Source organism: Flavobacterium hydatis (assembly GCF_000737695.1).
GTDB lineage: Bacteria > Bacteroidota > Bacteroidia > Flavobacteriales > Flavobacteriaceae > Flavobacterium > Flavobacterium hydatis.
This window is the reverse complement of the sequence record NZ_JPRM01000023.1, coordinates 40,665-64,991: the sequence shown is the minus strand read 5'-3', so window position 1 is coordinate 64,991 and position 24,327 is coordinate 40,665. Positions and strand designations below refer to the sequence as shown.

Annotated in this window: 30 protein-coding genes and 1 riboswitch; of the genes, 8 read left to right on the top strand and 22 right to left on the bottom strand. The window is 33.2% G+C overall.

The annotated features are described in order from the left end of the window. Positions 1 to 42: 42 nt before the first annotated feature. Complete coding sequence (locus IW20_RS14530; RefSeq protein WP_035623679.1) at positions 43 to 459, bottom strand: Rieske (2Fe-2S) protein; 417 nt, start codon at positions 457 to 459, stop codon at positions 43 to 45. A 157-nt stretch (positions 460 to 616) separates the two neighbouring features. Here IW20_RS14530 and greA point away from each other — a divergent pair, with 157 nt between their 5' ends. Continuing rightward, on the top strand, positions 617 to 1,093 hold the full coding sequence (greA, locus tag IW20_RS14525) for a transcription elongation factor GreA (protein ID WP_035623677.1): 477 nt from the start codon (positions 617 to 619) through the stop codon (positions 1,091 to 1,093). Positions 1,094 to 1,157: 64 nt separating this feature from the next. Beyond that, positions 1,158 to 1,544 carry an HIT family protein gene (locus IW20_RS14520; RefSeq protein WP_035623675.1) on the top strand — a complete coding sequence of 129 codons (387 nt, stop codon included), beginning with the start codon at positions 1,158 to 1,160 and terminating at the stop codon, positions 1,542 to 1,544. 66 nt (positions 1,545 to 1,610) lie between these two features. Here the strand turns inward: IW20_RS14520 and IW20_RS14515 are convergent, their stop codons facing one another. Next, positions 1,611 to 2,765, bottom strand: a complete 1,155-nt coding sequence (locus IW20_RS14515; protein ID WP_035623672.1) for a sensor histidine kinase — start codon at positions 2,763 to 2,765, stop codon at positions 1,611 to 1,613. A gap of 157 nt (positions 2,766 to 2,922) precedes the next feature. On the opposite strand from IW20_RS14515, the gene IW20_RS14510 reads away from it, so the two are divergent. The 4 genes from IW20_RS14510 (at position 2,923) to IW20_RS14495 (ending at position 5,708) form a co-directional block, all read left to right on the top strand. Continuing rightward, entirely contained in the window at positions 2,923 to 3,819 is an 897-nt protein-coding gene (locus IW20_RS14510; RefSeq protein WP_035623669.1) for a flavin reductase family protein, read from the top strand. Positions 3,820 to 3,831: 12 nt separating this feature from the next. Continuing rightward, complete coding sequence (locus IW20_RS14505) at positions 3,832 to 4,203, top strand: DUF3127 domain-containing protein (protein ID WP_035623666.1); 372 nt, start codon at positions 3,832 to 3,834, stop codon at positions 4,201 to 4,203. 76 nt (positions 4,204 to 4,279) lie between these two features. Further along, positions 4,280 to 4,924 carry a leucyl/phenylalanyl-tRNA--protein transferase gene (gene aat, locus IW20_RS14500; protein ID WP_035623663.1) on the top strand — a complete coding sequence of 215 codons (645 nt, stop codon included), beginning with the start codon at positions 4,280 to 4,282 and terminating at the stop codon, positions 4,922 to 4,924. After that, positions 4,911 to 5,708, top strand: coding sequence for an MOSC domain-containing protein (locus tag IW20_RS14495; protein WP_240478494.1), 798 nt, complete (start codon positions 4,911 to 4,913; stop codon positions 5,706 to 5,708). Before aat ends, IW20_RS14495 begins: the two co-directional genes overlap by 14 nt. On the opposite strand, the gene IW20_RS14490 is transcribed toward IW20_RS14495, so the two are convergent. From IW20_RS14490 to IW20_RS14435, 12 genes are all read right to left on the bottom strand, one after another. Then, complete coding sequence (locus tag IW20_RS14490; RefSeq protein ID WP_035623658.1) at positions 5,705 to 6,415, bottom strand: HesA/MoeB/ThiF family protein; 711 nt, start codon at positions 6,413 to 6,415, stop codon at positions 5,705 to 5,707. The genes IW20_RS14495 and IW20_RS14490 overlap by 4 nt on opposite strands. Before the next feature lie 13 nt (positions 6,416 to 6,428). Then, on the bottom strand, positions 6,429 to 7,586 hold the full coding sequence (gene thiH, locus IW20_RS14485; protein WP_051885777.1) for a 2-iminoacetate synthase ThiH: 1,158 nt from the start codon (positions 7,584 to 7,586) through the stop codon (positions 6,429 to 6,431). Positions 7,587 to 7,694: 108 nt separating this feature from the next. After that, a complete protein-coding gene (locus tag IW20_RS14480; RefSeq protein WP_035623655.1) occupies positions 7,695 to 8,471 on the bottom strand; it encodes a thiazole synthase in 777 nt (258 codons plus the stop codon). Then, positions 8,452 to 9,090, bottom strand: coding sequence for a thiamine phosphate synthase (locus tag IW20_RS14475; RefSeq protein ID WP_035623653.1), 639 nt, complete (start codon positions 9,088 to 9,090; stop codon positions 8,452 to 8,454). Before IW20_RS14475 ends, IW20_RS14480 begins: the two co-directional genes overlap by 20 nt. Next, a complete protein-coding gene (locus tag IW20_RS14470; RefSeq protein ID WP_035623650.1) occupies positions 9,080 to 9,835 on the bottom strand; it encodes a hydroxymethylpyrimidine/phosphomethylpyrimidine kinase in 756 nt (251 codons plus the stop codon). The genes IW20_RS14475 and IW20_RS14470 overlap by 11 nt, the downstream gene beginning before the upstream one ends. Beyond that, positions 9,802 to 10,398 (bottom strand): thiamine phosphate synthase, encoded by a 597-nt coding sequence (locus tag IW20_RS14465; protein ID WP_035623648.1) that lies wholly within the window; start codon positions 10,396 to 10,398, stop codon positions 9,802 to 9,804. The genes IW20_RS14470 and IW20_RS14465 overlap by 34 nt, the downstream gene beginning before the upstream one ends. A gap of 39 nt (positions 10,399 to 10,437) precedes the next feature. Then, positions 10,438 to 12,261: a phosphomethylpyrimidine synthase ThiC gene (gene thiC, locus IW20_RS14460; protein WP_035623645.1), complete on the bottom strand. Its 1,824-nt coding sequence runs from the start codon at positions 12,259 to 12,261 to the stop codon at positions 10,438 to 10,440. Positions 12,262 to 12,385: 124 nt separating this feature from the next. Next, positions 12,386 to 12,592, bottom strand: coding sequence for a sulfur carrier protein ThiS (gene thiS / locus IW20_RS14455; RefSeq protein ID WP_035623643.1), 207 nt, complete (start codon positions 12,590 to 12,592; stop codon positions 12,386 to 12,388). Positions 12,593 to 12,655: 63 nt separating this feature from the next. Further along, positions 12,656 to 12,753: riboswitch (TPP riboswitch) on the bottom strand. 108 nt (positions 12,754 to 12,861) lie between these two features. Beyond that, a complete protein-coding gene (locus tag IW20_RS14450) occupies positions 12,862 to 13,422 on the bottom strand; it encodes a DNA-3-methyladenine glycosylase I (protein WP_035623641.1) in 561 nt (186 codons plus the stop codon). 6 nt (positions 13,423 to 13,428) lie between these two features. Further along, positions 13,429 to 13,935 carry a lipocalin-like domain-containing protein gene (locus IW20_RS14445; protein ID WP_035623639.1) on the bottom strand — a complete coding sequence of 169 codons (507 nt, stop codon included), beginning with the start codon at positions 13,933 to 13,935 and terminating at the stop codon, positions 13,429 to 13,431. Next, positions 13,917 to 14,561: a hypothetical protein gene (locus tag IW20_RS14440; RefSeq protein WP_035623637.1), complete on the bottom strand. Its 645-nt coding sequence runs from the start codon at positions 14,559 to 14,561 to the stop codon at positions 13,917 to 13,919. The genes IW20_RS14445 and IW20_RS14440 overlap by 19 nt, the downstream gene beginning before the upstream one ends. Further along, positions 14,558 to 15,238, bottom strand: coding sequence for a queuosine precursor transporter (locus IW20_RS14435; RefSeq protein ID WP_035623634.1), 681 nt, complete (start codon positions 15,236 to 15,238; stop codon positions 14,558 to 14,560). The genes IW20_RS14440 and IW20_RS14435 overlap by 4 nt, the downstream gene beginning before the upstream one ends. Positions 15,239 to 15,403: 165 nt before the next feature. Here IW20_RS14435 and IW20_RS14430 point away from each other — a divergent pair, with 165 nt between their 5' ends. Beyond that, positions 15,404 to 17,533, top strand: a complete 2,130-nt coding sequence (locus IW20_RS14430) for a M3 family metallopeptidase (protein ID WP_051885776.1) — start codon at positions 15,404 to 15,406, stop codon at positions 17,531 to 17,533. Between the two features lie 58 nt (positions 17,534 to 17,591). Here the strand turns inward: IW20_RS14430 and tsf are convergent, their stop codons facing one another. The 6 genes from tsf to IW20_RS14400 all read right to left on the bottom strand — a co-directional run bounded on the left by tsf (position 17,592) and on the right by IW20_RS14400 (position 22,269). Then, positions 17,592 to 18,554 carry a translation elongation factor Ts gene (tsf, locus tag IW20_RS14425; protein WP_035623632.1) on the bottom strand — a complete coding sequence of 321 codons (963 nt, stop codon included), beginning with the start codon at positions 18,552 to 18,554 and terminating at the stop codon, positions 17,592 to 17,594. 136 nt (positions 18,555 to 18,690) lie between these two features. Beyond that, positions 18,691 to 19,470 carry a 30S ribosomal protein S2 gene (gene rpsB / locus IW20_RS14420; protein WP_035623630.1) on the bottom strand — a complete coding sequence of 260 codons (780 nt, stop codon included), beginning with the start codon at positions 19,468 to 19,470 and terminating at the stop codon, positions 18,691 to 18,693. A 174-nt stretch (positions 19,471 to 19,644) separates the two neighbouring features. Then, positions 19,645 to 20,031: a 30S ribosomal protein S9 gene (rpsI, locus tag IW20_RS14415; RefSeq protein ID WP_007808909.1), complete on the bottom strand. Its 387-nt coding sequence runs from the start codon at positions 20,029 to 20,031 to the stop codon at positions 19,645 to 19,647. Continuing rightward, a complete protein-coding gene (rplM, locus tag IW20_RS14410) occupies positions 20,031 to 20,486 on the bottom strand; it encodes a 50S ribosomal protein L13 (protein WP_035623628.1) in 456 nt (151 codons plus the stop codon). Before rplM ends, rpsI begins: the two co-directional genes overlap by 1 nt. A 192-nt stretch (positions 20,487 to 20,678) precedes the next feature. Further along, positions 20,679 to 21,491, bottom strand: a complete 813-nt coding sequence (locus IW20_RS14405; RefSeq protein WP_035623626.1) for a ferritin-like domain-containing protein — start codon at positions 21,489 to 21,491, stop codon at positions 20,679 to 20,681. Between the two features lie 25 nt (positions 21,492 to 21,516). Further along, positions 21,517 to 22,269: a ferritin-like domain-containing protein gene (locus IW20_RS14400; RefSeq protein ID WP_035623624.1), complete on the bottom strand. Its 753-nt coding sequence runs from the start codon at positions 22,267 to 22,269 to the stop codon at positions 21,517 to 21,519. A 232-nt stretch (positions 22,270 to 22,501) separates the two neighbouring features. Between IW20_RS14400 and IW20_RS14395 the strand changes: the two genes are divergently transcribed. Then, positions 22,502 to 23,530, top strand: coding sequence for a LacI family DNA-binding transcriptional regulator (locus IW20_RS14395; RefSeq protein ID WP_035623622.1), 1,029 nt, complete (start codon positions 22,502 to 22,504; stop codon positions 23,528 to 23,530). Between the two features lie 114 nt (positions 23,531 to 23,644). On the opposite strand, the gene IW20_RS14390 is transcribed toward IW20_RS14395, so the two are convergent. Both IW20_RS14390 and IW20_RS26110 read right to left on the bottom strand, forming a co-directional pair. Continuing rightward, positions 23,645 to 23,998, bottom strand: a complete 354-nt coding sequence (locus IW20_RS14390; RefSeq protein ID WP_035623619.1) for a hypothetical protein — start codon at positions 23,996 to 23,998, stop codon at positions 23,645 to 23,647. 12 nt (positions 23,999 to 24,010) lie between these two features. Then, a complete protein-coding gene (locus IW20_RS26110; protein ID WP_123869514.1) occupies positions 24,011 to 24,211 on the bottom strand; it encodes a hypothetical protein in 201 nt (66 codons plus the stop codon). Positions 24,212 to 24,327 lie beyond the last annotated feature (116 nt).

Genomic DNA, 24,327 nt, shown 5'->3' with positions numbered 1-24,327 from the left:
GCCTGAAAATTTTAATCTTTCAGGCTTTTCTTTTTTTCTTTTTTAGTTATATATACGTAATGTACTTCCAGCTATATCTACACGATATTGTTTCATAGGGTATTCTTTATCTCCCAATCCTGTAAATAAACTATAAGCACTTTTGTCACAAGAACAAACAGCATTTATTCCATCAATCGTCATGGCAACACACTCTGATATAGGTTGATTAGGACAAGCTGCATCAAAAACATTATAGGAAGTTTCGCCAACTTTCATTATAATTAAACCTTTTGCTCCATAGTTAGGAATATAAACGGGATTACTTATAAATTTAAGATTAGAATAGGCAGGCAAATTCGTATCAACAGTAAGATTTACAGAATAATTCGGAATATTAGGATTTTTACTTCTGTCACGACTATCACTACAAGACATGAGCAGAACAACAAACAGGGATAAAAGCCAGAATTTTTTCATTATTATAAAAAAAGAATTAGTGAAACAAAATTAATTTAATTAGATTTGAAATCTATATGATTAACATATAATTATGTACTATTAAAAATAATAGTATCTTTGTAATAAGAAATCCCGTCCCGATGGGATTTTTTCTATTTATATAAACGACGAAGTTATGAGTAAAGTATCTTATTATACAGCAGAAGGATTAAAAAAATTAAAAGATGAATTGGAGCACTTAAAAAGTGTAATGCGTCCAAAGGCATCCCAAGATATAGCCGAAGCAAGAGATAAAGGAGATTTATCTGAAAACGCCGAATATGATGCAGCTAAAGAAGCACAAGGCCTACTTGAAATGAGAATTTCTAAATTAGAAGAAGTGTATTCGAATGCAAGATTAATCGATGAATCGCAGTTAGATGTTTCTAAAGCGTTGGTGCTTTCTAATGTAAAAATTAAAAACCAAAGCAACGGTATGGAAATGAAATATACACTTGTTGCGGAAAGTGAAGCTGATTTAAAAACTGGAAAAATATCAGTAACATCTCCTATTGGGAAAGGTTTACTAGGAAAGTCAGTTGGAGAAGTTGCTGAAATCACAGTTCCTAATGGTGTTTTGAAATTCGAAATCCTTGAAATTTCAAGAGACTAAATTTTTAGTTTAACTGTTTAATCGTTAAATCGATTAAACGATTAACCAAATAAACGAATATAAAATGAGCATATTTACCAAAATAGTAAACGGAGAAATCCCAAGTTATAAAATTACCGAAGACGATAATTTTTTGGCATTTCTAGATGTAAACCCAAATGCCAAAGGACATACGCTTTGTATCCCGAAGCAAGAAATCAATAAGATTTTTGATATGGATGATGAGTTATATCTAGGATTAATGCAGTTTTCTAAAAAGGTTGCAATAGCTTTAGAGAAAACAGTTCCTTGTAAAAGAGTAGGAATGGCAGTAGTAGGACTTGAAGTTCCTCATGCACACGTACATTTAATTCCGCTTAACGAAATGGACGAAATGCGTTTCCATAATAAAGTATCACTTACAAAAGAAGAATTTGAGGCTTTGGCTAAAAGTATTCAGGCTAATTTATAGCCTTAAATAAGTACCTTTTAAATAAAAAGAAACCACAAACTCATTATTGAATTTGTGGTTTCTTTTTTATGTTAGATTATTTATTTTGTAATTAAGTTGGATAATAGTTCCTTTTCCTATTTCAGATTGTAAAACCTTTATCTTGCCGCTATGATATTCCTCGACAATTCTTTTAGTTAACGAAAGCCCTAATCCCCAACCTCTTTTTTTGGTTGTAAAACCAGGCTCGAATATGGTTTTAAATTGGGTTTTTGGAATCCCAATTCCTGTGTCTGACACATTTATTTTCACCAAGTTTCCCTCTTGCTCAATTTTTAGTGACAAATTACCTTTTCCTTTCATTGCATCAATGGCATTTTTCACCAAATTCTCGATAGTCCAACTATGAAGAATTGGGTTAATCATAACCATAATTGGATGCTCAGGCATCTGGCAGGAAAAATTAACTTGTTTAGAGAAACGAGATTGTAAATAATCATAAGTATTTACTGTTTCCTGAACAATATCCTTATTTTCGAGAACAGGGGTAGAACCTATTTTAGAGAAACGATCCGTAATAGTTTGTAATCGCTCAATATCTTTTTCAATCTCAGAAGTAATTGATTGATCAATATTTTCGGTTTTTAAAAATTCGACCCAACCAATTAATGATGATAAAGGAGTTCCTATTTGATGTGCCGTTTCTTTTGCCATTCCCGCCCAAAGTTTATTTTGGGTAGCCATTTTTGTACTTCTGTAGAAGTTGTAAACTAAACCGCCAAACAAGAAAATAATCAATAATAAAGCAATTGGGTAATATTTAAGTTTATTTAATAGTTCAGAGTTACCGTAATAGAGTTCCTGATGTTTTCCCGGAGCATACTCGATTACAATTGCTTCATTCTCTCGTTTTAATTTGTTTAAGATAGAACTAGCCCTGTGTTTATCTTTTATAATAGTTTCATCAATGTTTACTGCACTTATGATACTATCTTTTTCTGTTAAAATAATAGGAATCGAAGTGTTGTTGCTAAATATCTGTAATGGTAATTCGACATCGCTATTTTCATCAGCATTAATCAATGTTTTTTGAGCATTAGCCCAAAGATTCATTTTTAATCGTTCTTCATTTTTAAAAATCTGAAAAAAGGTATAAGTATTCCAAAGAATTAAGGAAATAATCAAAAAGGAAGCGCAAATAATGATCCATCGGGTTGTATTTCTTCTTTCTGAAAAAAACATAAATTAAATTTTGTGGTATAAATATAACGAAATAAACACAGTATATATTTTGTATGCATACAAAGATTTTTATTTTTAAAATGAATAGACTTCTTTTGAAACTTAAACGATTTATGTACTTTTGTTGTCTTCTAAAAATGATTAGAAAAATATAAGTATGATTAGTATTGATCCAAAGGAAATTCCGACCGCAAAAGTGCAAGGTTATTTACAAAGTGCAGTTGGACCAAGGCCTATTGCTTTTGCAAGTACTATAGATAAAGACGGAAATCCGAATTTATCACCATTTAGTTTCTTCAATGTTTTTAGCGCTAATCCACCAATTTTGGTTTTTTCACCCTCTCGTCGAGTACGTGATAATTCTATAAAGCATACTTTAATAAATGCCGAAGCTACACGCGAAGTCGTTATTAACGTAGTTAATTATGATATTGTACAACAAACATCGCTTGCTAGTACAGAATATGCCGATGGTGTAAACGAATTTATAAAATCTGGATTAACACAAATTCCTTCGGATATTGTAAAACCGTATAGAGTAAAAGAGTCACCAGTACAGTTTGAATGTAAAGTAACTCAAATTATTCCGTTAGGAACAGAAGGAGGAGCTGGAAATCTGATTCTTTGCGAAGTGGTAAAAATTCATATTCATGAAGCAATTTTAGATGAAAACGGAGCGATTGATCAACATAAAATTGATTTGGTTTCTCGCTTAGGAAGTAATTGGTATTCAAGGTCGAACCAAGGACTTTTTGAAGTCGAAAAACCACTTACAACCCTAGGAGTAGGAGTAGATGCAATACCTGATTATGTAAAGGAAAGCCCTGTTTTTGATGGGAATGATTTAGGTAAATTAGGTAATATTGAAGCCTTGCCTACAACAGAAGAAGTTAGTATATTTGTGAAAGAAAACTTTTCTGTGAAGGGAGTATTGAGCTCAGATGATGAGGTCAAAGTGCATCAAAAAGCAAAAAAGTATCTTGATGAAAACGATGTAATATCGGCTTGGAAAGTGCTTTTGGCTAAGAAAATAAAAAAAATAAATAACAATTAAATAAAAACGGAGATGGAAGTTACAGGAAAAGTAAAAGTTGTTAACCCAGAACAACAAGTTAGTGCATCATTCAAAAAAAGAGAACTTGTAGTTACTACAGAAGAGCAATATCCTCAACACATCATGATCGAATTTACTCAAGATAAATGCGATTTGTTGAGTAGTTATAAAACAGGAGATCCTGTAAAAGTTTCAATTAACTTAAGAGGTAGAGAATGGGTTAATCCACAAGGAGAAACTAAATACTTTAATAGTATCCAAGGTTGGAGAATCGAAAGATTAGATACAGCTGCTCCAGCTCAAACTCCTCCAATGCCTGCTGCACAAGCTTTTGCTCCAGCAACAAACTTAAACGAAGACGAACCAGACGATTTACCATTTTAATCAATAGGTTTTGATTTTATAATAAACAAACCCGGCAATTTTTTCAAATTTGTCGGGTTTTATATTTTACTTAAAAATGTATCATTTATCCGAAGTTTTATTTTTTCCGCCAGTTTCAGAAGCCAATTATGATGGCATTTTGGCAATTGGAGGTGATTTATCTCCAGAACGATTACAACTAGCTTATCGAAGCGGAGTTTTCCCTTGGTTTAATGAAGGAGAGCCAATATTATGGTGGTCACCAAATCCTAGAATGGTTTTATTTTTGGATGAATTGATTGTAACTAAAAGCATGCGTAATATTCTTAATCGAAATATTTTTAAAGTAACTTTCAACCAGAATTTTAGAGATGTAATTTCAAATTGCCAGAAGATAAAACGTGATGGACAGAACGGAACTTGGATTTCTAATAACATGATTGAATCTTATTGTAAACTTCACGAGATGGGTTTTGCAAAATCGGTTGAGGTATGGGAGAATGATGTATTGGTAGGTGGTTTATATGGCGTAGATTTAGGACATGTTTTTTGTGGAGAAAGTATGTTCTCAAAAGTGTCTAATGCATCCAAAGTAGCTTTTATTGCTTTAGTAAATAAACTAAAAGAGGAGAATTATAAACTCTTAGATTGTCAGGTTTACAATCCGCATTTAGAAAGCTTAGGATGCCAAGAAATTGAACGGGATTTTTTTATGCAAACTTTAAATAATGATGAGTACTAGTTACATTGTAAAAGAACTTTATATCTATCCTATCAAAAGTTTGGCAGGAATTAGTTGTAAAAGCGCTATGGCTGAAGAAATGGGTTTTGAAAATGACCGCAGATGGATGCTTGTAGATGAGTTTAATCAATTTATTACCCAAAGAGAATATCCATTTTTAAGTCAGTTCTACCCACAAATTTCGGATGGGAAAATGACAATAACATATCTAGATAAAAAGCATGAATTTTTTATTGATGAAAATTTAGACACGCCTATTTCTTCGATGGTATGGGATGATAAAAGTGAAGTTGTTGAGGTAAAAAAAACTACTTCAGAATGGTTTACTGCCCAACTAGGATTTACTTGTAAACTAGTTAAAATCATTAATATTGGAGATAGAAAACATACTAGTTCAAAACTAGATACCACATTTAATGTTAGCCTTGCCGATGGTTATCCGTACTTATTAATAGGAAGCGAAAGTTTGGATAATTTAAATGAAAAGTTAGCAGAAAAAATAACTGTTTTAAGATTCAGACCCAATATAGTAATTAGTACTACGGTTGCACACGAAGAAGATAATTTTGAAGCATTTCAGATTGGAAATGGTAAATTCAAAAATATAAAACCTTGCGGAAGATGCATCATGGTAAATAATGATCCTAGTAAAGGCGTTGTAAAAAAAGAACCATTAAAAACATTGAGCAAGTATCGTAAAATAGATAATTCCGTTTTCTTTGGTACAAATTTAATATGCCTGGAAAATGCTGTTATTAATGTTGGCGATACTATAGTTTTCTAGAAATTCAGTTTAGTAAAGTTCCAGTATATCGTATCAAAAAGAACTAATTCGTTATTTAATGCAGGTAAACCCAGTATTAGTTTTAATGTTTCATGTGCCATCATCGTGCCTATTATTCCGGGTAATGTGCCAAGAACACCATTAAGGTTACAATTAGGAACATCTTTTGGATCGGGCATTTCAGGGAATAAATCGCGTAAATTTTTACCACCATTATGATTAAAAACGGCTACTTGTCCTTCAAATTTTAAGATACTTCCGTAAACTAGTGTTTTGTTTAAATTCACACAAGTATCATTAACTAAATAGCGAGTTTTAAAATTATCCGAACCATCTACAACAAAATCAAATCCCTGAATAATTTGAGATGTATTTTCGGGAGTTAATTTTTCTTCAAAAGGGATAACAGTAATTAACGGATTCAGTTTTTCGACTACAGTTTTAGCAGTCGAAGTTTTGGCTTGACCAACAACTTCTTCTGTATATAAAATTTGACGATGTAGATTGTGAATTTCTATTATATCAAAATCTGCAATACCAATTGTTCCCACTCCTGCAGTTGCTAAATATTGTAAGACAGGGCAGCCCAAGCCACCTGCACCAATAACCAGTACTTTTGCTTGTTTTATTTTTTCTTGACCGATATCACCAATTTCGGGTAACATCATTTGACGGTTATAACGTAAAAAATCTTGTATAATACTCATAAAATTTTAGATTTTAGACTGTTGATTTTAGATTGTTGAAATTGTTACTCAAAAAAATACTATTATAGCTTTTGTCCCAATCTTTCCAGATCGGCTCATACCCGCTATTGGTAATGATTTTTGCTATTTCTTGAGCCGAACGTTCATCGCTAATCTCAAATTGTTCTAATGATTGCGGATCAACAACGTATCCGCCAGGATTTGTTTTAGAACCTGCACTCATGCTTGTTGTTCCAATCGGAATGATATTATTTCTGAATTTTTCATTTTCACGCGTAGATATAGAGATTTCTAAATCTTCATTCCATAATCGGTATGCACAAATCAGTTGCGTTAAATCTTTATCATCCATAATAAAATTAGGTTCGATGATACCTTCGGCTGGACGTAACCTCGGGAAAGAAACGGAATACTTTGTTTGCCAATATTTCTTCTGAAGATAATCTATGTGCAAAGCATTAAAAAAACTGTCTGTACGCCAATCTTCTAAACCTAATAAAACGCCTAACCCAATTTTATGAATACCCGCAGATCCAATTCTGTCAGGAGTTTCTAATCTAAAATCGAAATTTGATTTTTTACCTTTAGTATGATACTTTTTGTAAACTTCCTGATGATACGTTTCCTGATATACTAATACAGAATATACGCCAGCTTCATGAAGTTTTTCATATTCTCCCGTAGAAAGTGGCTGAACTTCAACAGAAATAATCGAAAAATGTTTTCTTATTTGAGTAATGGCATTCAGAAAATAATTAATATTTACAGTATAATTTGCTTCGCCAGTTACCAATAAAACATAGTCGAATCCGATATTTTTTAATGCCTCAACTTCCAGTTTAATCTCTGAATCGGAAAGTGTTTTCCGTTTAATTTTATTGTCCAAGCTAAAACCGCAATAAGTACAAATGTTCTGGCATTCATTACTTAAATATAGTGGTGCATACATCTGAATCGTTTTGCCAAAACGTTTCTTGGTTAATTCATGGCATTCTTGTGCCATTTGCTCTAAATAGGGTAAAGCAGCAGGAGAAATTAATGCAAGAAAATCATCAAGATTCCGTTTGTTTTTAGCCAAAGCACGTTCTACTTCTTGAGGAGAAGTTTGATATATTTTGGATTGGATGGTATTCCAGTCGTATTGATTAAAAACAGATTTGAATGTGTTCATTGGATTTTGTTTTTTAACCGCAAAGGGCACAAAGGTTTACGCAAAGTTCGCAAAGCTTTGTGTTCTTTGCGTTTTTTCTTAGTGTACTTTGCGGTTAAATAATTTAAGTTAATCATATAAAAAAGAAGTCAACGGGCTCGAAGCAATTGCTTGATTATATTGTTTTCCTAGTTTCGCTTCATAGGCTTTTCGGCCAGCAATTACAGCTTCTCTAAAAGCTTCCGCCATTAATTCTGGATTTCCTGCTACGGCAATTGCAGTATTAACCAAAACTGCATCAGCACCTAATTCCATAGCTTTTGCGGCGTCGGATGGAGCTCCGATTCCGGCATCAATAATTACAGGAACATTGCTTTGCTCGATTATAATCTCTAAGAAATCGATTGTCTTTAATCCCTTATTACTCCCAATAGGAGATCCCAATGGCATTACTGCTGCTGTTCCTACATCTTCAAGACGTTTGCATAAAACAGGATCAGCGTGAATGTAGGGCAGCACAATAAAACCTAGTTTAGCCAATTCTTCGGTAGCTATTAAAGTTTCGATAGCATCGGGCATTAAGTATTTTGGGTCAGGATGAATTTCGAGTTTTAGCCAATTAGTCTCAAGAGCTTCACGTGCTAATTGCGCTGCGAATATTGCTTCTTTTGCATTTCTGGCACCCGATGTATTTGGTAATAAATTAATTCTCGGATGTTTTAAGTGTGATAAAATAGCATCGGTTTCGGTTTCTAAATCAATGCGTTTTAAAGCAACCGTAACTAATTCACTTCCCGAAGCCAAAATAGCTTTTTCCATTTCCAGATTCGAGCCAAATTTTCCTGTTCCCAAAAACAAACGGGATTCAAGTGATTTATCGCCTATTTTAAATAATGACGTTTGCATATAATTTTTCGTTAAGTTGTGTAATGAGTTTTCCTTTTTCGGGACTTTTGGTAATCATTCCAGAAACAGCAATACCGTGAATTCCAGTTTCTATTAACTGATCAACGTTTTCTAATGTGATTCCGCCAATAGCATAAATAGGAATTTGGAGATTATTAGATTTGATTTTTTGCATAATCTCATAATATCCTTCTAAACCTAAAATAGGACTTAATTTCTCTTTAGTTTTTGTGAATTGAAATGGGCCAAGACCAATATAATCGCAGCCATTTTTTATATGATTAGAAATATCTTCAAATGTATTGGCTGTTCCTCCAATGATTTTAGTGTTTCCTAATATGGCTCGAGCGTCCTCTATTTTTGTGTCCGAAAGCCCTAGATGAACTCCATCGGCAGCAATTTGTTGTGCTAGATATACATTATCATTGATAATGAAATTAGCTAGATATTCTTCGCATAAAAACTTTACCGCTTCTGCTAAAGCAAAAGCATTCTTTGCAGTTTGGTTTTTAAATCGCATTTGTACCCAATCACAGCCATTATCTAACGCCTCGTGAATATTGTACAATTGTGCCTCGATTGTATTTCCTTGTGAGATGTATTGTAGTTTATTGTACATAATGATATCCGATTAAGGTTGAAGTTGAATTCAAATATTTTTCGATATAATTTTTAGCATTTACACAGGCTGATTTTAAATCTTGACCCAAAGCCAGATTAGCAGCAATAGCCGATGATAATACACAACCCGAGCCATGTTTTGCATAACATTTGGTGTTATTTGGCGTAAGCACAAAAAAATCATTTTGACTATACAAATAATCAGTTCCGATAGCTTTGTTGTTATGTCCGCCTTTTAACAAAATAGCAGTTGGAATTTGTCTATCTAATTGACTTTCGTCAAAATCAAAATCAGGAAATAGTTTTTTTACCTCATTATAATTTGGTGTAATCAAATCAATTTTAGCAAGTATTTCGATTAAATCGGACTTGTTTTCGATGGTAATAAAATCAAATTCGGTTGTAGATTTTAAAACCGTATCCCAGACTATTTGCGTTGTAGACGAAAGTTCTTTTATATTAAAAACAATTTCTTTTAAATAATGTAGAGAAGGAACAATACCGATTTTTACCACCCTTATATTATAATTTCCGAATAGCGTTTTTATGGAACGTAACACAAAATCAAGAGATGTCCATTCTATTTCAAAGAATTCTTTTTCTGTCTGAATTGTATTTCCTGTATTTATGGCAAGTCCAGCTACATGATGTTGCTCAAAAGTTTTGCAATCAGCCAAAACTCCAGCACCGCCAGAAGGGTCAAAACCAGCTATTGTAAGTACGAAAGGGCGATTCTCTGGCATGATTTAAAATTTTTAATTGGGTTTTCGGCATTCCAAATAGTTCCTAATAAAGCAACATTGTCAAAGCCATTTGTCAACGACTTTTCTATGTTTTCAGGATTAATTCCGCCTAAAGCTATTAGTTTAGTTTTTGTATTAGTTCTATCTTTTATGGCTTCAAATAAATCAGTTTTAGGGAGATAGTTTTCCTTAGAAATACTTGGATAAACCGGACTCAAAAAAGCATATTCAAATTCGGGAGTTAATGAATTAAAATCTGAAATTGAATGTGTTGATGTTGATAAAATTAGATTTGTAAACTTTGGAGGAAACTCCAAATTATTTTTTCTTTTTTCTTCTGTAAAATGGATTCGGTTTATCTTAAAACTTTCGACTAATTCATGGTGACTGTGTAATACCAATTGTGGCCTGAATTCAGGATTTATCTGAGCTACAAACGAAATCATTTCCTTCAGCGAATAACTAGGTTTTCGTACATGAAACAATTGTAATCCTTCCTCAAAAAGAGAATGGATTACATTTATTTCGTTTGTTATCGTTGTTGGATTTGATAGAACTATCATAGTCTTGCTTCTTTGCTCTATTTCTTGTTTTCCTTTCTCTTAAATATAAATTTCTTTTCCTTGCTCAATAAACTCTTCCGATTTCTCTTGCATTCCTTTTTCGGCTGCAGCCACATCACGGATTTCTTGAGATATTTTCATAGAGCAGAATTTTGGACCACACATAGAGCAGAAATGAGCAATTTTTGCCCCTTCGGCAGGAAGAGTTTCGTCGTGAAATTCTCTTGCTGTATCTGGATCTAATGATAGATTAAACTGATCTTCCCATCGAAATTCAAAACGTGCTTTGCTCAATGCATTGTCACGATATTGTGCTCCCGGATGACCTTTGGCTAAATCGGCAGCATGAGCTGAGATTTTGTAAGTGATAACACCATCTTTTACATCCTTTTTATTTGGTAAACCAAGATGCTCTTTTGGGGTAACATAACACAACATTGCACAACCGTACCAACCAATCATTGCTGCTCCAATAGCCGAAGTAATATGGTCATAACCCGGTGCAATATCTGTAGTTAATGGGCCAAGAGTATAAAATGGAGCTTCGTTGCAATGTTCCAATTGTTTGTCCATGTTTTCTTTAATCATATGCATTGGCACGTGACCCGGACCTTCTATAAATACCTGAACATCGTGTTTCCAAGCAATTTTGGCTAATTCTCCAAGAGTTTCTAATTCGGCAAATTGTGCAGCATCATTCGCATCGGCAATAGAGCCTGGACGTAAACCATCACCTAGAGAAAATGCTACATCATATTGTTTCATGATTTCGCAGATTTCTTCAAAATGAGTATATAAGAAGTTTTCCTTATGATGAAATAAACACCATTTTGCCATTATAGAGCCACCACGAGATACAATTCCTGTAACACGTTCGGCAGTAAGATGAATGTAACGCAATAAAACACCAGCGTGAATAGTAAAATAAGAAACTCCTTGCTCGGCTTGCTCAATAAGTGTATCACGGAAAACTTCCCAAGTTAAATCTTCAGCGATTCCTTTTACTTTTTCGAGTGCCTGATAAATTGGAACTGTCCCAATAGGCACTGGCGAATTACGAATAATCCATTCTCTGGTTTCGTGAATATTTTTACCTGTAGATAAGTCCATTATAGTATCGGCTCCCCAACGACAAGCCCAAACAGCTTTTTCGACTTCTTCCTCAATGGTCGATGTTACAGCACTATTACCAATATTAGCATTTATTTTTACCAAGAAATTGCGACCTACAATCATAGGTTCGCTTTCGGGATGATTAATGTTGTTTGGAATAATGGCACGACCAATCGCTACTTCGCTTCGTACAAATTCTGGAGTTATCTTGCTTTTTGGAGTATTAGCACCAAAACTATGTCCTGCGTGTTGGCATTGCATAGCTTTCGTTTGCTCATTTAATAACTCAATACGTTGGTTTTCACGAATGGCGATATATTCCATTTCGGGAGTAATAATTCCTTGTTTAGCATAATAAAGCTGCGTAACGTTTGCGCCTTTTTTAGCACGTTTTGGTTGGTGTAAATACTCAAAACGCAAGTGATTTAAACTCTCATCATTTAATCGCATTTGTCCGTAATCAGAACTAATTTCGTCTAGAATTTCTACATCATTTCGACCTAAAATCCATTCTTCTCTTAAGCGTGGCAATCCTTTTCGGATGTCGATTTGGATATTTGGATCTGTGTAAGGGCCTGATGTATCATAAATTGTTACAGAAGGATTTTTTTCGATTCCACCATTAGAAAGTCTGGTATCGCTAAGAGTTACCTCGCGCATGGCAACCTTTATTGGGTGTATTTCTCCATTAACATATACTTTATTGGAGTTAGGAAAAGGAGTTCTGGATATTTTTTCTTCGTTAGTCATGGGAGGAAGTTTAAAGTTTTTAACTTGATTGTAAATTTTGTTAGATGTTTTATGGTGACGCATGTGTATAGGCGCATATGTAGAGACGCACCGCAGTGCGTCTTCAGTTCATTGATAGATACAATTATCCTCCCTGCGTAGCAGAAATAATTAAGATTTCGTCGGTTTCGTTTAGGATATGAGTATTCCAGATGGGTTTTGGAATAACGGTGTTGTTTATCGCAACGGCAATGCCATTTTGTTTGTTGGGAAATTCGAGATCGAGCAATGCCTGAACGCTAAGAGTTTCAGCATTGAATTGTTTGGTTTGTTGATTGATTTTTAGTTCCATTCCTTCAGAATTTAGTATATAGTTATACTTTAGGAATGGCTACAATGGCATATAGGTATGCACGGAAGTCATCTTACTTTTCCCTACGCTAGTATGAACTAGATCAGGTTCAGAGGGTAAAATCTCAGCCTACTTTATTGTAGACACCCCTAAAGTGTGAAGCAAATATAATGTTTTTTTTAAAGTTTTCAGTTTTCAGTAGCAGTTTTCGGTTATGAACTTAAAATGCCAAGTTTAAAAAAAATGAAAACTGAGACTGCGACTGAAAACTATTTTTTTCTAGTCCAGCAATCTTCGATATGATCATTGACCATTCCTGTTGCTTGCATTTGGGCGTAAATTACGGTTGAGCCAACAAATTTAAATCCTCTCTTTTTTAAATCTTTACTAATAGCGTCAGAAAGTGGAGTAGTGGCAGGAACATCTTTTAATGTTTTTGGATTGTTGATGATGGGTTTTCCATCAGTAAATTTCCAGATGTAATCGGAAAAACTTCCAAATTCCTCTTGTATTTTTATAAATGCTTGCGCGTTACTTACAGCCGAACGTATTTTTAATTTGTTTCGGATTATTCCAGTATCTTGAAGCAATGATTCAATTTTATCTTCGGGATATTGTGCTATTTTTTTATAATCAAAATTGTCAAAAGCTGCTCTAAAATTTTCTCTTTTGTTTAATATTGTTATCCAACTTAATCCTGCCTGAAAGGTTTCTAGAGTTAGAAACTCAAATAATGATGCATCATCGTAAACAGGAATCCCCCATTCTTCGTCATGGTATTTTTTATATAAATCGCTTGCTGAACACCAGCCACATCTTATTGGTTCCATTTTTAATTATATTTTTTTAAATATTGAAATTTGTGAAACTGTTTCCTTTTCAGTTTTAGTTAAAAATCTAAATTTTAATGTGCTTTCGTTTAGCATTATAATTTCTGAATCTGTAGGTTCTGATTCTATGATATGATCAGAGTCTAGCATATATATTATAAGAGAAAGAGTGGATTCGTTTTTTATGTATTTTCCATTGTCTTTTGAAGTGGCGCAGTCTCCATTCTCTTTACGAAATAGTACGACTTTAAATGTTCCGTCAGACAGGAATTCTATATAATCTTTACCGCATTCTGTTACATTGACACGGTCTGTGAAAATCTCGTGGTCGATGGGACCAATTCCGTATTGTGAAAATTCCCATTTACCAACAATTGAAGCATTGTTTTCATCGTCGCTGTCATTGCTACAGCTTGTAGCAGTAAATATTAATGTCGTTATAAATAAAAATAGAATACTTGTTTTCTTCATTTTGGTATTGATTTCTTTATGTTTTATTTTCCAATTTTCCAATGGTAGCCTTTTACCGAAGGGATATAGGCCGAAGTTCCAATGATGATTAAGTCGTTATAAATTTTTTTGTTGTATTTTATTCCGATGGCTTTTCCAGAAGTATACATTTTGTTTGCTTCGAATTTTATTTTCATTCGGGCATCGGCAAATTTTGCATCCGAAATTTTCTCGACAAACCAAGTGGAATTCCATTTGATATCAATTTCATCTTCGGCGGTTTTGGTGATGCTTTTTATTAATCTAACTCCCTCTTTTGGGATGTTATGGTTCTCAATTAATTCTTTTTGAGTCAGAGTTTCTCCCGTTTTACAAGTAGATAGTAATTTTTTGAAATAAGTAAAGCCTTTAAGTTTTTCGTTTTCGAAATTTTCTATTCCTATACTATCTTTTAAGACTATTGCTTTTTCTGTAGTGGTTTTATTGTTTTTTATTTTACTTGGCGTACCTATTGTTTTTGTAATCGAATCTTTAACTGAAGTTATCGTTTCTATTGTACTTTCCGAAATGTCTTTTATTTTATCCGAAACACTCGTCGTTGACTTTAATAATTGATCTCGATCATTTTTGTTACAACTTATTAAGCAGCATAAAATTAAAATCAAAAAAATGGTATTGTAAATTTTCATGCTGAATGGTTGTCTTTTTTTTCTTCGGAATTATCTTCTTCCAAATATTTTTTAATTAAATGATGCCCCAAATATATTAATGGAGTTAATAATACGGCAACAGAAAGTTTAAATGTATAGCCTGTTAATGCTGAAGATATAAAGGTATCGAAATTTATTTTTCCGGGTAACCAAAAAGCAATTCCTAAAACAATAAAAGAATCAAATAGTTGTGAAATTACTGTTGATCCCGTTGTTCTAAGCCATATTTTATTTTCTCCTGTTCTTCTTTTAAAAAACCAAAACATCCAAACGTCTATTAACTGAGATGCCATAAAAGCAATAAGACTACCAACAATAATCCACATACTTTGCCCAAAAACTGCCTGGAATTGTTCGTCATTTACAGGACTAATTCCTTTTGCAGCAGGAATTACGATAGACATAAATAAGATAATAAAGGCATAAGCGATTAAACATGCCGTTATAAAAGAAAGTTTTTTAACCCCTTTTTCTCCGAAATACTCATTAATTAAATCGGTTGTTAAAAAAACAATCGGCCAAGGAAGGATTCCGATACTCATTACAAATGGGCCAATTTGGATTAATTTTCCTCCAATTAACTCTGCTACAACGGCATTGGTAATAAAAATTCCGGCAAGGATAACAAAAACAATTTCTTTCCTGGTTTTAAACATAGATAAATTTTAATATGCCAAATTTAAATATATTATTCGGAGTATTTATTTTTATAAAAACATTGTTAGGATGTATTTAAGATGTGGCTTTTTTATGTAATAGCAATCCTAATTATTGGCTATATTTGAGAATTGCATTTATTGTATAAATATTAAATAACGTACATGAAAAAAATTGTCACTATTCTAATTATGGCTGCATCTTTATCTTCTGTTCAGGCACAAACAAACTCACAAAATCCATTATTACAAAAATGGACTGGTCCTTATGGTGGTGTGCCAGCTTTTACAGAATATAAAATAGCCGATTTTAAGCCAGCTTTTGATGTTGCTATCAAACAAAAAAGCGATGAGATTGATGCTATTGCAAATAATCCAAAACCTGCAACTTTTGATAATACTATTGCCGAATTGGAACGTTCTGGTAAAACATTGTCTAGAGTTATGACGGTTTATGGTATTTATTCTTCCAATATTAGTACTCCAGAATTTGCTTTGATAGAAAAAGACATCGAGCCTTTGCTTGCTGCACAATCTACCAAGTTTTATCAAAATAGGAAATTGTTTGCTAGAATCGAAAAACTATATAATTCCCCTGATAAAAAGAAATTAACTAGCGAGCAACAAAGACTTATTTGGGTTTATCATACAGAGTTTAATAAGCAAGGAGCTAATTTAAGCGACGCGGATAAAGCGAAAGTTGCAGAAATTAACAAGCAATTATCAACCTTATTTTCTAAGTTCAGTCAGAATTTATTGGCTGAAGAAAATGATCAATATGTGGCATTAACCACTGAAGCTGACTTTGATGGTTTGCCTGACGGAATAAAAAAAGCTGCTATAGCTCAGGCTAAAGAAAGAAAACTTTCGGCAATAGGTTGTATTGCTAATACACGTTCTTTTGTAGAGCCTTTTTTAACTTTTTCGACTAATAGAGAATTAAGAGAGAAAGTTTGGAGAATGTTTATAAACAGAGGAGATAACGGAGACGAGCATGATAATAAATCGACTTTGGTCGAAATATTACAACTTCGCGCTGCAAAAGCTAAACTTTTGGGTTATCCGACTTTTGCTCATTGGAATTTAACGAATAGAATGGCAAAAACTCCAGAGAGAGCAATGGCTTTAATGGAAGCTGTTTGGGAGCCTGCGGTAAATCAAGTTCACAAAGATGTTGCCGATATGCAGCAGATTGTTGTTGCCGAAGGAGGTAAGTTTCAGATAGAACCTTGGGATTATCGTTATTATGCTGAAAAAGTTAGAAAAGCAAAATATGATTTAGATCAAAATGTGGTTAAAGAATATCTTCAATTAGAAAAATTACGTGAAGGAATGTTTTGGGTTGCTGGTGAATTATTTGATTTAAAATTTAAGCAAATAACAGATGTTCCTGTATATCATCCAGATGTAAGAGTTTGGGAAGTATCTAATATTAAGACTGGAAAAGTGGTAGGTTTATGGTATTTTGATCCATATGCGCGTAAAGGAAAACGTTCTGGAGCATGGATGAATGCGTATAGGAAACAACAAAAATTAGATGGCAATGTCCTTACGATAGTTTCTAATAATAGTAATTTTATTAAAGGGAATGATAATGAGCCAGTCTTAATTTCTTGGTCTGATGCTACAACTTTATTTCATGAATTTGGACACGCATTGCATGGTTTATGTTCGGATGTTACGTATCCTACATTATCAGGAACTGCTGTTGCAAGAGATTATGTTGAGTTTCCATCTCAAATCTTAGAGCGTTGGTTAGAAACTCCTGAGGTGCTTAATAAATTTGCTTTAAACTACAAAACAGGAGAACCTATCCCTAAAGATTTGGTTGAGCGTATTGCAAAAGCAGCAACATTTAATGAAGGATTTTCTACTGTAGAGACAATTTCAAGTTCTCTTATCGATATGAAATTACATTTAGCAGGAGATTCTGTTATAGATCCTACAGTTTTTGAAAAAGAAACATTGACTAAACTTAATATGCCTAAAGAAATTGTAATGCGTCATCGTATTCCTCAATTCGGACATATTTTCTCTAGTGATGGTTATGCAAGCGGATATTATAGTTATTTATGGGCAGATGTTATCAGTGCAGATGCTTACGAGGCTTTTACTGAGGCAAAAGGGCCTTATGATAAAGATGTTGCCAAAAGATTACACGATAAGATATTTAGTGTTGGTAATACAACAGATCAGGAAGAAGCTTATAAATCTTTTAGAGGGCATAATCCAGAGATTAATGCTTTAATGAAAGCAAGAGGTTTTGAAGTTCCGGCTACTAAATCAAACAAATAATTATAATAAAAAAGAGAGACCGTAAAGTCTCTCTTTTTTTATATGCGAATAGAATAGATTATCCTAAAGTAACTCTTTTGAAACCTGTAATTTCAACGTTGAAACTTTTAACGTAATCACCAACTTTTTTACTATCATCTTTGATGAAGTTTTGGTCAAGTAAAGCTTTCTCTTGATCTAAAGTAGTATTGTCAGAGATAAAACGTTGAACTTTTCCTGGAATAATTTTATCCCAAATTTGCTCTGGTTTACCTTCAGCTTTTAATTCAGCTTTAGCATCTTCTTCAGCTTGTTTTAAAACTTCTTCAGTTAATTGAGAGAAAGAAATATATTTAGGAACATTTTTTAAAGTTTTTCCTAAACGTTTAGCTTCTTCATTATCTTTTTCGATTACAGCAATACGAGCAGCAAGTTCAGATTCAACGAAAGCAGGATCAAAATCTTTGTAAGATAATGTATCAGCTCCCATAGAAGCAACTTGCATAGAAACATCTTTAGTTAAAACGTCAGCGTTAGGAATTGCAGCAGAAATTGCAGTTAATGCAGCAATTTTGTTAACGTGAACATAAGATCCAACAAAAGCACCTTCTAAAATTTCAAAACCACCGATTTCGATTTTTTCTCCGATAACTCCAGTTTGCTCGATTAATTTTTCAGCAACAGTAATTCCGTTGAAATCTGAAGCTAAGAATTCTTCTTTAGAAGAGAAATTGATAGCTTTTTCAACTAATTCTTTAGCCAAAGTTATGAAAGCCTCATTTTTACCTACGAAATCTGTTTCGCAGTTTAAAGTGATGATAGCTCCTTTAGTATTGTCAGCATTGATAAAAGAAACAGCAGCTCCTTCAGAAGACTCACGGTCAGAACGATTAGCAGCAACTTTTTGACCTTTTTCTCTAAGGTTTTGTATAGCTTTATCGAAATCTCCATCAGCCTCAACTAAAGCTTTTTTACAGTCCATCATTCCGGCACCTGTAGTTTGTCTTAATTTATTTACGTCTGCAGCAGTAATTGTTGCCATAATATTTTGAATTTTAATGTTAAAAGTAAAAATTCCAATCCTTAAATCTCAAATTCCAATTTTATTAAATTATCAACGTTACGTTTCTAATTTTTTATGGGATTTGGAATTTAAAAATTGGAATTTAAATGTTTATTTATTCTTTTGTTTCAGCAGGAGCTTCAACAGCTTCAGCAGCTGGAGTTGCTTCTTCTGTAGCAGGCAATAAGTCAGCCTCTTTATCAGAACCTCTGTCAGAAAGACCTTCAACAATTGCAGCTGTAACTAAAGATAAAATTTTATCAATTGATTTAGAAGCATCATCATTTGATGGGATTACATACTCTACTTCTCTTGGATCAGAGTTAGTATCCACCATTGCAAAAACTGGAATGTTTAATTTTTGTGCTTCTTTTATTGCGATATGTTCAGCTTTGATGTCTACTACGAACAATGCTGCAGGTAGTCTAGACATGTCTGCGATTGAACCTAAGTTTTTCTCTAGTTTAGCACGAAGACGATCTACTTGTAAACGCTCTTTCTTAGAAAGTGTCATGAAAGTACCGTCTTTCTTCATTTTATCAATAGTAGCCATTTTTTTAACAGCTTTACGGATAGTTACGAAGTTAGTTAGCATTCCACCAGGCCATCTTTCAGTGATATAAGGCATGTTTGCAGCTTTTGCTTTATCAGCAACGATGTCTTTTGCTTGTTTTTTGGTAGCAACGAATAATATTTTTCTACCTGATGCAGCGATTTTTTTCAAAGCTTCATTAGCCTCTTCAATTTTTGCTGCAGTTTTATATAGATTGATAATGTGAATACCATTACGCTCCATATAAATGTAAGGAGCCATGTTTGGATCCCATTTTCTAGTCATGTGTCCAAAGTGAACACCTGCTTCTAGTAATTCTTTTACTTCTACTTTGTTTGCCATTTTTGTACTAGTTTACGTTCTGTTGATTAGCAATGCATAAATGGCGATTTTGTCGGCTTTATACATTTAGATGCTAAACTATTTCCTACCTCGATAGGAGAGCAACAACAACTGTGTTTTTTAAATTCAATAATAATTGATATGCCTTGTTCCAAATGAACAAGACAGGTAATATTAACGTTTAGAGAATTGGAATCTCTTACGAGCTTTCTTCTGACCGAATTTCTTACGTTCAACCATTCTTGGATCTCTTGTTAATAAACCTTCTGGTTTCAAGATAGCTCTGTTTTCAGCATTTACTTCACACATAACACGTGCTAATGCCATTCTTACAGCTTCTGCTTGACCAGTTGAACCACCTCCGTAAACGTTTACTTTTACATCAAAGTTGTTTACATTTTCTGTCATAGACATTGGTTGTAAAACTTTGTATTGTAAAGTTGCAGTTGGGAAATAGGTTGCGAATTCTTTTTTGTTTACAGTGATTTTTCCTGTTCCTTCTGAAACATAAACACGTGCAACAGCGGTTTTTCTTCTACCGATTTTGTGAATAACTCCCATTACTTAAGATCGTTTAGGTTAACAGTTCTAGGTTTTTGAGCTCCTTGTTTGTGCTCAGATCCTACAACAACATTTAAATTTCTGAAAAGTTCAGCTCCTAATTTGTTCTTAGGTAACATTCCTTTTACTGCTTTTTCTACTAATAATGCAGGGTTTTTTGATTGCAATACTTTAGCAGTTAAAGTTCTTTGTCCTCCTGGGTAACCTGTATGACGCATGTAAATTTTGTCATCCATTTTTGTACCTGTAAGGTTAATTTTCTCTGAGTTGATAACAATTACGTTATCTCCACAGTCAACGTGCGGTGTGTAACTTGGTTTGTACTTACCTCTTAAGATCATTGCAACCTTTGAAGCAAGACGTCCTAAGTTATGACCTTCAGCGTCAACAACAATCCACTCTTTAGTTACAGTGGCTTTGCTAGCTGAAACTGTTTTGTAGCTTAATGCGTCCATAATATTATTTTAATTAAACATTCCATCCCCAATAAAGGGGTTGCAAAAGTACAATTAATTATTTTAAAACCAAATACCTTAAAAGATTATTTTAACTACTGAAAATCAGGAGATATGTTTTTGTTTAAAAGAATAAAAAAACCACCTTTACAATTAAGTAGAGATGGTTTGGTTTTTTGCAGCTAAATTTTGTTACACAATAAACAAATTTGCTATGTCTACAACCTGTTGCGTAGTAAGTGGTTCATCATAGGCTTCTGAGCCTGCAGCGGCTCCAAATAAGGTAGCAGTATTGTATCCTGCCTGTACGGTTAATTCTTCTCCATTATATACGGCTTGAGTTGCAGATGGCATTCCTGCTCCTCTTTCATTTCCGCTAATCCATCCTTTAAGACCACGTAATCGTCGCACTTCGGATGCATGGCGCGCTTCTACTGAATGTATTTGTAGTGCAGCTGTTAATAAATCAGGTGTAGAAATTAAATTTCCTGCCTGACCTTTATATGCTCTTACTCCAGTGTCTTCAAATGCTTGTGCCAAGGCTAAAAATGTCGGATAGTCATTAAATGGATCAAAAGCCCCACCAACAGTAAAGTCGAAAGTTGGCTTGGGAACAAAGTTTGCACTTGCTGGTCCGCCCAATCCTGCAATCAAAAAATTAACATGGCTTGATTCGTGGGCAGCAATTTGTTGAAAAACTTTTAAATCACGACCACCATTTTCAGATGCCGGAATAACTCCTGAATCTAATGCCATGGCATAAAATTCATTTTCAAGATATTCTAAGGTTAATGCAAATTGTAATGCTCCAATAGGAGTTGCTGGAGTTGCAGTTATATCTTTGGCTAAAGCTTTATTGGCTAATGAAGATAATCCGAAAGGAATTGAGGCTATTGCCAAAGTCTTTCCGATATTTCCAAATTGTGTAAAGCTATCTCTTCTTGAACCAGTGCTTCTCATTGCGCTTTCGTCGGCAAAGGTTTCTATAAATTTTAATATATTCATAATTTCTAGATTTTATGGGTTGTGGTTATGGTAAATATTTTGCTGTAAATGGAGTTGTTATAAATCCTCCTGCAACAGCTAAGATTTTAGATGGATCTTTTGCTACATCTAAACCAGTAGTGGCATTTACCACATCATCGCCCGCAAAATCTTTAGAATTTGGGTTAATTAAACTTCTAATCGCCGCAGCATGTCTTGCTTCTACAGAAACAATTTTTCCTGCTAATACCAAGTAATCTGCACTTTTAATTAGTTTTCCTGCACCATTATATGCAGCAACTCCAGTATCTTCAAGAGCTTTAGCAGTTGCTAGTACCTCGGTACGACTGTTAAAATTCATAGATCCATAATTAAATGCCAAAGTAGGTAGTAATTGTTTGCTAGGATTAGGAAGTGCTCCGCTTAAAGCTGCTTTAAAAAAATCTCTGTGTATTACTTCGTGATGATACAAATCAGTAAGAACCTGACGTTCGACATCACTAAAAACACTATTAAAGTTTGATGCATTTACAACCTTAGTATAAAAGTCGGCTTCTAGTTGTTCTAAGGCATATGCGTAGGTTAGTACACCGAAATCTCCTGATCCTAAATCGAAGATGCCATTTCTAATTCCGGGTAGTGAAGTGTCGTCAACAGGCATCTGTTCGTCATCGTCATCGTGATTACATCCTGCCAAAAGTAAGCCAGTGCCAACAATGGTTAAGCCACTGATCTTAAGAAAACTCCTTCTGTCATTAAGTAAGGGGTTAACTTCATGGATTTTAACTTCGTTTTTCATAATTCAATTTCTTTAAGTGGTTGTTAATAGCAAATTATAATTATATGTAAATAGGTATAAACGAAATTTTTGGATGGGCGGTTTTAAATTTTGGCTTTATTTTAATTTTTTGTTTAAACTATTTTAAGAAGGAGATGTAATTACTTGAAAATTTAATGCATGTTTTGACTTGTTTTTGTTTTAATTTCCTTAATTCTACTATATTTGTATTAATTCAATAAAATTATCTTAAATGAAAGCTAAAGCAACTTTAAAACAAATCGCAAAAGAACTTAATGTTTCTGTGTCTACAGTTTCTAAGGCACTTAATGATAGTCCTGAAATTAGTGAGCAAACTAAAATTAAAATTAAAGAGTATGCCAAGCTAAAAAACTATAAGCCGAACGTTATTGGTTTGAATTTAAAGAACCGTAAAACAAAAACCATTGGAGTTATTATACCTAATATATTAAACTCATTTTTTGCTAAAGTTTTTAGTGGTATCGAGAAAATAGCAGATAAAAAGGGATATAATGTAATTACATGTATTTCTAATGAGTCTTTGGAAAAAGAAATTCATACGCTTGAAATGTTGAGCAACGGTACGATTGATGGTTTTATATTATCAGTTTCTGAAGAAGCACAAAAATTACAAGAATACAATCACTTTAAAGAAATTATAAATGACGGAACGCCAATTGTAATGTTTGATAGGATTGCAGAAGGTGTAGAATGTGATAAAGTAATAGTCGATGATTTTGATTCTGCTTTAAATTCAACACAGCATTTAATTAATTTAGGATGTAAAAATATAGCCTTGATCTCTTCTGTAGATAATTTAAGTGTTGGAAAATTAAGAGCAGATGGATATTTAAAAGCATTAAATGATAATAATATTCCTGTAAACGAAAATATCATTCTACGTACAGATTCTGAAGAGGATATGAAAAGTAAAATCGATGCTATTTTTGAGCATAAAATTGATGCCATTTTTGCTTTGGACGAAAATGATTCGGTTGCGGCTTTAAGAGTTAGTTTGAAAAAAGGATATAGAGTTCCGGAAGATATATCTATAATAGGTTTTGCAGACGGAATTTTGGCTTCGAGACGTTTGTCTCCAAGTTTAACTACAATAAGCCAACACGGAATAGAAATTGGCGAAGTTGCTGCCAAACGATTAATCTCAAGACTGGAAGAAAAAGAAGGGGAGAGCAGCGATTACGAAACCATAGTAATCAAAACCAAACTGAAAGAAAGAGAATCATCAAGAAAAGTGAAATAATAAAAAAATCCATTAGCTGTAGCTAATGGATTTTTTTTAGTTTTTATTAAATGAATTTTCATTATAATTGGTTTAAATTCAATGTCTTTTTCATAATTACATTGTAAATTTTATTTAAGAACTTTTTCCAATTATAATTAATCCCAATATAAAAGGGAGAGCATAAAAAGCTAATATGACATAATTAGTATTTCTCAGATATATCTTATTCTTCTTATTAAGGTTAGAAGCCTCAATTAAAAGTGCGACAATTATTAAAAAAAGGATAAAAAGAGAGATAAAAAAAACTATATATGCTATTCCTATGTTGCCTGAATAATCTACAATCGAGTATAATAGAAAAAAAACAAAAAGAGGAATAGCTATTCTGATCACGGAGTGAACAATTATGTTGAATAGATATGATTCTGTATCTTCTTCTGGTTGAGTGTTTTTAATCTCAAAAAGTTTGTTTAATTCTTCATTCATGATGATTTTTATTTATTGTTTTTTGTATAATGCTACAAAAAAAGGCAATAATCCAACATACGCTAGAACTTCTAGAAATCCTATGATTTGTGATAACCGATAGTGCGCTATCTGGTCTAATGATATTGATACAGTAGATTGTATAAACCAAAATAAATTTACTGTTGTAAGTATGCAAATTGATATTATTGCTAATAAGGTGTTTTTTTTCATTTTTATTTTAGAGAAGATTAGTCTTATTATTTTATATTTTTTGCAATGTATGAATTTTCTTGTTTGTTATTTTGGTTTTTTAATGAAGAGATTCAATTGAGAAATAAATATAATAA

What these genes read in the sequence shown, in the direction of transcription:
- IW20_RS14530 (WP_035623679.1), bottom strand. Translation starts at nt 459, where the DNA reads ATGAAAAAATTCTGGCTTTTATCCCTGTTTGTTGTTCTGCTCATGTCT.
- greA (WP_035623677.1), top strand. Translation starts at nt 617, where the DNA reads ATGAGTAAAGTATCTTATTATACAGCAGAAGGATTAAAAAAATTAAAA.
- IW20_RS14520 (WP_035623675.1), top strand. Translation starts at nt 1,158, where the DNA reads ATGAGCATATTTACCAAAATAGTAAACGGAGAAATCCCAAGTTATAAA.
- IW20_RS14515 (WP_035623672.1), bottom strand. Translation starts at nt 2,765, where the DNA reads ATGTTTTTTTCAGAAAGAAGAAATACAACCCGATGGATCATTATTTGC.
- IW20_RS14510 (WP_035623669.1), top strand. Translation starts at nt 2,923, where the DNA reads ATGATTAGTATTGATCCAAAGGAAATTCCGACCGCAAAAGTGCAAGGT.
- IW20_RS14505 (WP_035623666.1), top strand. Translation starts at nt 3,832, where the DNA reads ATGGAAGTTACAGGAAAAGTAAAAGTTGTTAACCCAGAACAACAAGTT.
- aat (WP_035623663.1), top strand. Translation starts at nt 4,280, where the DNA reads ATGTATCATTTATCCGAAGTTTTATTTTTTCCGCCAGTTTCAGAAGCC.
- IW20_RS14495 (WP_240478494.1), top strand. Translation starts at nt 4,911, where the DNA reads ATGATGAGTACTAGTTACATTGTAAAAGAACTTTATATCTATCCTATC.
- IW20_RS14490 (WP_035623658.1), bottom strand. Translation starts at nt 6,415, where the DNA reads ATGAGTATTATACAAGATTTTTTACGTTATAACCGTCAAATGATGTTA.
- thiH (WP_051885777.1), bottom strand. Translation starts at nt 7,586, where the DNA reads ATGAACACATTCAAATCTGTTTTTAATCAATACGACTGGAATACCATC.
- IW20_RS14480 (WP_035623655.1), bottom strand. Translation starts at nt 8,471, where the DNA reads ATGCAAACGTCATTATTTAAAATAGGCGATAAATCACTTGAATCCCGT.
- IW20_RS14475 (WP_035623653.1), bottom strand. Translation starts at nt 9,090, where the DNA reads ATGTACAATAAACTACAATACATCTCACAAGGAAATACAATCGAGGCA.
- IW20_RS14470 (WP_035623650.1), bottom strand. Translation starts at nt 9,835, where the DNA reads ATGCCAGAGAATCGCCCTTTCGTACTTACAATAGCTGGTTTTGACCCT.
- IW20_RS14465 (WP_035623648.1), bottom strand. Translation starts at nt 10,398, where the DNA reads ATGATAGTTCTATCAAATCCAACAACGATAACAAACGAAATAAATGTA.
- thiC (WP_035623645.1), bottom strand. Translation starts at nt 12,261, where the DNA reads ATGACTAACGAAGAAAAAATATCCAGAACTCCTTTTCCTAACTCCAAT.
- thiS (WP_035623643.1), bottom strand. Translation starts at nt 12,592, where the DNA reads ATGGAACTAAAAATCAATCAACAAACCAAACAATTCAATGCTGAAACT.
- IW20_RS14450 (WP_035623641.1), bottom strand. Translation starts at nt 13,422, where the DNA reads ATGGAACCAATAAGATGTGGCTGGTGTTCAGCAAGCGATTTATATAAA.
- IW20_RS14440 (WP_035623637.1), bottom strand. Translation starts at nt 14,561, where the DNA reads ATGAAAATTTACAATACCATTTTTTTGATTTTAATTTTATGCTGCTTA.
- IW20_RS14435 (WP_035623634.1), bottom strand. Translation starts at nt 15,238, where the DNA reads ATGTTTAAAACCAGGAAAGAAATTGTTTTTGTTATCCTTGCCGGAATT.
- IW20_RS14430 (WP_051885776.1), top strand. Translation starts at nt 15,404, where the DNA reads ATGAAAAAAATTGTCACTATTCTAATTATGGCTGCATCTTTATCTTCT.
- tsf (WP_035623632.1), bottom strand. Translation starts at nt 18,554, where the DNA reads ATGGCAACAATTACTGCTGCAGACGTAAATAAATTAAGACAAACTACA.
- rpsB (WP_035623630.1), bottom strand. Translation starts at nt 19,470, where the DNA reads ATGGCAAACAAAGTAGAAGTAAAAGAATTACTAGAAGCAGGTGTTCAC.
- rpsI (WP_007808909.1), bottom strand. Translation starts at nt 20,031, where the DNA reads ATGGGAGTTATTCACAAAATCGGTAGAAGAAAAACCGCTGTTGCACGT.
- rplM (WP_035623628.1), bottom strand. Translation starts at nt 20,486, where the DNA reads ATGGACGCATTAAGCTACAAAACAGTTTCAGCTAGCAAAGCCACTGTA.
- IW20_RS14405 (WP_035623626.1), bottom strand. Translation starts at nt 21,491, where the DNA reads ATGAATATATTAAAATTTATAGAAACCTTTGCCGACGAAAGCGCAATG.
- IW20_RS14400 (WP_035623624.1), bottom strand. Translation starts at nt 22,269, where the DNA reads ATGAAAAACGAAGTTAAAATCCATGAAGTTAACCCCTTACTTAATGAC.
- IW20_RS14395 (WP_035623622.1), top strand. Translation starts at nt 22,502, where the DNA reads ATGAAAGCTAAAGCAACTTTAAAACAAATCGCAAAAGAACTTAATGTT.
- IW20_RS14390 (WP_035623619.1), bottom strand. Translation starts at nt 23,998, where the DNA reads ATGAATGAAGAATTAAACAAACTTTTTGAGATTAAAAACACTCAACCA.
- IW20_RS26110 (WP_123869514.1), bottom strand. Translation starts at nt 24,211, where the DNA reads ATGAAAAAAAACACCTTATTAGCAATAATATCAATTTGCATACTTACA.